Below are 5361 nucleotides of genomic sequence, written 5' to 3'. Positions count from 1 at the left end.
AATCGTACCGGATCATCGTGCGGTTCCCCAGCATTTCTCCGCTCGATGAGTCGAATGTACCCGACCCGGAAAAAACGTATGCTGCTGCCAGGTATCCCGCTTTCACCGGGTGAGAAAACTGCATCTTTGGTCCCAGTGATACGTCGAGATACTCGGGATCCGCCATCAGGTCCCGGACCGGGCCGGTTACTCCTCCGATGGACCCGCAGACAACCCGTACCTCCGCCCCACCCGGCACCGTGACACGCGGGATCTCGTTGGCCCGCAATTCCTGGTACCGCGGGGCCATCATCTTATCCTTCCGGGGAAGGTTGACCCAGAGCTGGAATCCCCCCATCTTCCCGTCCACCGGTTTTGGCATCTCCTGGTGGATGATCCCCGACCCCGCAGTCATCCACTGGATGCCCCCGGCCGGCACGTTGCCCTTATGGCCCATGCTGTCGCCATGCTCGACGCGACCTTCGAGCATGTACGTCACGGTCTCGATACCCCGGTGCGGGTGCCACGGGAACCCGGCAAGGTACTCGTCCGGGCTGTCTGCCCGGAAGTCATCGAGCATCAGGAACGGGTCGAACGCCGGGATTTCGTTGTACCCGAACGCCCGGTGGAGCCGGACACCAGCCCCTTCCCGGGTCAGCCGGGAAACCGAAGTCCCTGCAATCGATCTTGTCGTGCTCATATGGTGTCCTATGGCACGACTGCGACATAAACCTGCGGAAAGTGCCATGGATGAAAGGGGCCCCGCATGAACACGGCCAAAAAAAGGATTGGCTGAAAGCCACGATACGGGGACTCATCCGGTCATCCCGGTATCATAGCCTTCCCGGGGCAACTGCAATGCCGTATGTTCCGGCCGGGCGTCAGCACTCCCGTACGGCCTGCCCGTTCATCTCAGCAGCCGCAGGGCAACGCGGATATTGCGTTCGCTGAACGGTTTCAGGATATAACCATCCGGATCGATATCCCGTGCCCGGTCGATGGTCTCCTTGTTGCAGCAGCTGGTCAGGAAGATGACCCGCGCATCCGTGGTCTTCCGGATCTCACTGGCAGCAGCGATCCCATCGCGTTTCCCGGGCATGTTGATGTCCATGAACACCAGATACGGGTGTTTTTCCGCGGCAACAACCACGGCCTCATCACCGGTCTGTGCCTCGATGATGTTTTCATACCCGAGGTTCTTTAAGTGCTGGAGTAAGAGGCTGCGCAAAATTTTGCTGTCGTCCACGACAAGGATAAGGATGGACGTGTCGCCCGGCTCCCCCGGTTCGTCTGTATTGTGCCCGTTCCCCTCAGCCGATGCGGCCCCGTCCTCACCGGTTTTCCCGTTTCCGGCTTCTGCCGCTGCGCCCGCCCGGGCGTTCATGAACGACTTTCTCTGGTGGGCCAGGCTCTCCTTCAGCCGTGTCGCAATCTCCGTGTAAGCATCGAACGCGCTCCTGCCAAGGCCGGTCTTCGGGACAACTTTTTTGAGCTCCTCCTTTGTGAAGACTTTCTCGACAGCCTCGATGTCGTACACGCTGAGGTCACCGAGGCCAAAGACTGAAAAGAGGGCCGGTATCCCGTCCCGGTCATTCACCCCGGCAAGCAGTCGTTTCCCGGCCTTTTCGATCAGGAGCGGGCGGATACTCTTGTCGCAGGTCTTGATAAGAAGGATGATTGCCGGCTCCCCGTCCTGCGTGACCGTGGCAAGGTCGCTGAGGTTTGCAATGACGACAAGCGCTGCCCGGTCAAGGTTTGCCCCCTTCTGGAGGATGGTGAAGACAAACTTTCCCCCGCTTCGGGTACAGTCATCGTGGATCACCCGGCAGAGCAGCTCGCGGTCTTCCCGGCTGATTGTATCGATATCGTTCTGGAGGTCCGAACTGGATAAAAAGAGGCTGGAGAACAGTGCGCCCCATGCCATGAACAAGGTCCCGGGATTGGGTCTTTTCTGCCCCCCGGCAACGGAAGTCCCGAACAGATCGATCAGTTGACGGGGCGTGGCCTTCTCGATCCAGGAGAGGCTGGACTGCGGCATGGTCATGCGGAGCGGTGTTCCTTCGCCTTGTTTCGGACCCACCGCTTTCTCAATGGTTTTTAAGATCCGGTGCTCCAGTTCCGAGAATTTCGCATCGTACTCCCTCCGGATCCGTTCTACATCATCAGCAGTATACACTACCGGAGCGGGTTTGCCTGTATCCTTCCGCTCATCGTCACCGGATCGCTGCTGGGGTTTTGTCATGCTGGTTTACCCGCCTCAAATCACCATGCTGGAGTATTTAATCTCTTCCAATATGAATTATTGTCTTGATGTAGTTTGTTTGCTGAACCGGGGCACCTGCAAAGAGGCACGGGAAAAATCCTGCATGCATGACCCGGACTGTTGGGCTGCCCGGTAGTTTTTTCCATCCCTGTACCAATACTACCGGAATACCATGCGCAGGCAGGCCGGGCTTTCGGAGGAACGGATCGCGCTGATCCACCGCGGCGAGCAGGAGCGGGAGCGGGCACTCTTTTACAACATTCTTGCCGGTGTTGTTTCCGTTATCCCCAAGCTTGCTGCGGCCATCCTCTCCGGCTCGGTGACCCTGTACGCATCGGTCATGAAAACCATCAATGAAGCCCTCGGTATCGTTGTCGCTTGGCTGATTGCCCGGAAAATCGCCCGGGGGGACGGCACCTATGACTATGGGATGGGAAAGTTCGAAAACATCGCGCGGATCATAACCGGCGGGATACTCCTCATCTCCGTTTTCATCCTCGTTGGCATCGCAGTAATGAAGTTCCTTATGCCGGCGGTTCTTGGCACCAGCGGGATTGCCGTCGGCATGGCAATCACCCTTATCATGATCGTCATCGATACCGGGTTCTGGTTCCGGAACTACCGCATTGCACAGCACGAACCTTCGCCCCTGATGGACTCGCAGTGGCGCCTCTTCCGGCTCAAGGCATTCGCAAATCTCGTGGTCTTTCTCGCGCTGGTATTTGCCGTCCTCTGCTCTGCCTACCCGTGGGCGGTCTATATCGACCCGGTTGCATCCCTTGTCATCATCGGTATTCTCTTCCGGTCCGGGTACGGTATGATCCGCCAGTCGCTTCCGGATCTCCTTGACCGCACGCTTGAAGAAGAACTCCAGCTTGTCGTCATGCGGGAACTTGCCGGACATTTCGACCGGTACGAGCAGGTCCATGCAATCCGGTCCCGGCGCAGCGGGGGCAGCATCTACATCGAGATCTTTTTGGAGTTCCCGGGAGATATGCGGATGAGCGAGGTGCAGGAGATCATGGACCGGATGAAAGAATCGCTCGAAGAAAAGATCCCGAAGAGTTCCGTGAATATTATTCCTACGGGCTGCCGATTGTAAGGGAAGCGGTATCCTGTGATTACCAGGGATCTGCCGGCATTTCCGATCCGGTACGGGCATTTTTTACGTTTGAACGGAAAGGTTGTATCATGGCAATCCCGCGGCCTTTTTCCGGCAACCGGCACGTTATCATTCTTCTTGCAGGAATCCTCATTCTCTTCGCCCTCATTGCGGCAGCGTTCCTTGCGGGCGGATCGAACATTACCGCTCCTGCCGGTACTTGCGCCGCTGTCCCGAACACGCCCCCGGGCCCACTCTTCACAAGCCCGGAGGAAAAACTCCGCGAACTCCGCGACCCGGCCTTTACCGGCAGACTCTATTCGGAAGCCGTGGCCCTCGAACCCCTGCTGGCAGCACCGGGAACACAGGTCCACATGGGCTTCTGGTCGGGGCGGGGAAATCATGGCAGCGTACTCCGTCTGCTGGATATTGTGAACGAAGGCCCTGCGGCACAAGCCGACCCACCCAACCGGGCGATCTGGAACGAGGGGGCGAATGCCTACTACCAGTACCCGGCCTGGGACCGGATCCTCTCCGAACACTGGTTTGACCGGAGCATGGCGGCGAACGGCACGGTGACGATAGCCGGAAAGACCTACCGCGATCCCTCCCCGGTCAGCTACGAACAGGCAGACGCGATCTGGGGCGAGTATTCCGCCCGGTACGCAGGGATGGCCGAGATGTTTGCGGCCGCTACCGGCCGGCCCGTGAAGGTCTGGTGCTTTGTCGAGGGCGCAAAGCCGGGCCGGGTCTTTGCGAAGTACGAGTTCCCCGAGCTGAAGAACCTCGAAGACAAAGGACTCGTGCAGCTGTATTTTGCCCGGAGTGTCGATGCTGACTGGGAGAGACCGGATGACTGGATCCTCGGTTCGGCCAATGCAACGCTACCTCAAGCGCTGACGTGACAACCTTTTGGACTCTGAAGAAGTCCTTCCCTGTCATAATGCACGCAGGGGAATTACGAGTGTGACCCCCTCTCTCGCTCGAAGAACGCTAAAGCGTTCGTCTCGACCTCCCTTTATTCGGCCCCCAGAGGGGGAGTCCGAATGGTTCATCAGGACGATGAGGAAGGAGAAGAACCCAAAGGGTTCTTCGATGCAGCCCAAGGAGGCAAGCCCCCTTGACCCCCTCGGTTAATTTTCAATGCTCGCATACAACCAGGTTCCACGGTCCGAACAGTCATCAGACTGTGAGGATGAGAAGAATCCGAAGGATTCTTCGCGTGGCGAGGGTCGGCAGACCCCGAGCGCCCGTGGCTCCATCCCGATCTAATACTATCCCACACAGGTTTTCTACAGACCCTAATTCTGATCACTTTTTAAGCGGGCAACACGAAGGTAATTTCATGGCACCCTCGCCCGACAGCCCGCTTGAAAATCCCCGCATCCTCCTGCTTGCCGGGATCGTCTTTCTCGCCTGCATCCTTGCCGCATCATTCCTTCTGGGGGGAGCATCCACCCCTGCACCCGCCAGCTGCCCGGCCGTCTCACCGCACGAGCCGGTCTTTGTCGACCCTGTTGAGAAACTCAAACAGGTCCGCGATCCGACCTACACACAGCAGCTCTTTACCGAGGCAGTGGCCTACGAACCGCTGCTTGCAACACCCGGCACGCAGGTCCACATGGGCTTTTACTCGGCCAAAGGAAACCACGGGAGCCTCCTGCGCCTGCTGGACACCGTGAACGAAGGGCCGGCTGCGAAGGCCGATCCACCCAACCGGGCGATCTGGGCAATGGGCATCAACGGCTACTACCCGTACCCCTCGTGGGAGCGGATGATGAACGAGCACTGGTACGAGCGGGCATTCCCGGTGAACGGGAGCGTCATGATCTTCGGCGAATCGTACCGCGACCCGTACCCGGTCACCTTTGAACAGGCCGATGCGATCTGGGCCGGGTACTCCGAGCGGTTTGCCGAGATGGCAGAGCCGGTTGCAAAGGCGACCGGAAAACCCGTGAAGGTCTGGTGCTTTGTCGAGGGGGCAAAGGGCAACCGCATCTTCTACACGGTCGAACTG

The 5361-nt window shown here is 58.6% G+C and carries 5 protein-coding genes; 3 read left to right on the top strand and 2 right to left on the bottom strand.

Annotated elements, in window-relative coordinates; genetic code table 11:
* Both CW742_RS06465 and CW742_RS06460 read right to left on the bottom strand, forming a co-directional pair.
* On the bottom strand, positions 1-679 hold a 679-nt coding region (locus tag CW742_RS06465; RefSeq protein WP_292418090.1), incomplete at its 3' end, for a pirin family protein.
* Positions 680-886: 207 nt separating this feature from the next.
* On the bottom strand, positions 887-2221 hold the full coding sequence (locus tag CW742_RS06460; protein ID WP_292418087.1) for a response regulator: 1335 nt from the start codon (positions 2219-2221) through the stop codon (positions 887-889).
* Between the two features lie 193 nt (positions 2222-2414).
* On the opposite strand from CW742_RS06460, the gene CW742_RS06455 reads away from it, so the two are divergent.
* From CW742_RS06455 to CW742_RS06445, 3 genes are all read left to right on the top strand, one after another.
* Entirely contained in the window at positions 2415-3344 is a 930-nt protein-coding gene (locus tag CW742_RS06455) for a cation diffusion facilitator family transporter (RefSeq protein ID WP_292418084.1), read from the top strand.
* An 89-nt stretch (positions 3345-3433) separates the two neighbouring features.
* Positions 3434-4249 (top strand): hypothetical protein, encoded by an 816-nt coding sequence (locus tag CW742_RS06450; RefSeq protein WP_292418082.1) that lies wholly within the window; start codon positions 3434-3436, stop codon positions 4247-4249.
* Between the two features lie 440 nt (positions 4250-4689).
* The coding region (locus CW742_RS06445) for a hypothetical protein (RefSeq protein WP_292418080.1) at positions 4690-5361 on the top strand (672 nt) is incomplete at its 3' end.

It is taken from the genome of Methanoregula sp. (assembly GCF_002835825.1).
Taxonomy (GTDB): Archaea; Halobacteriota; Methanomicrobia; order Methanomicrobiales; family Methanospirillaceae; genus Methanoregula.
The sequence above is the reverse complement of the archived record's forward strand: the minus strand, read 5'-3'. Positions and strand labels throughout refer to the sequence as shown.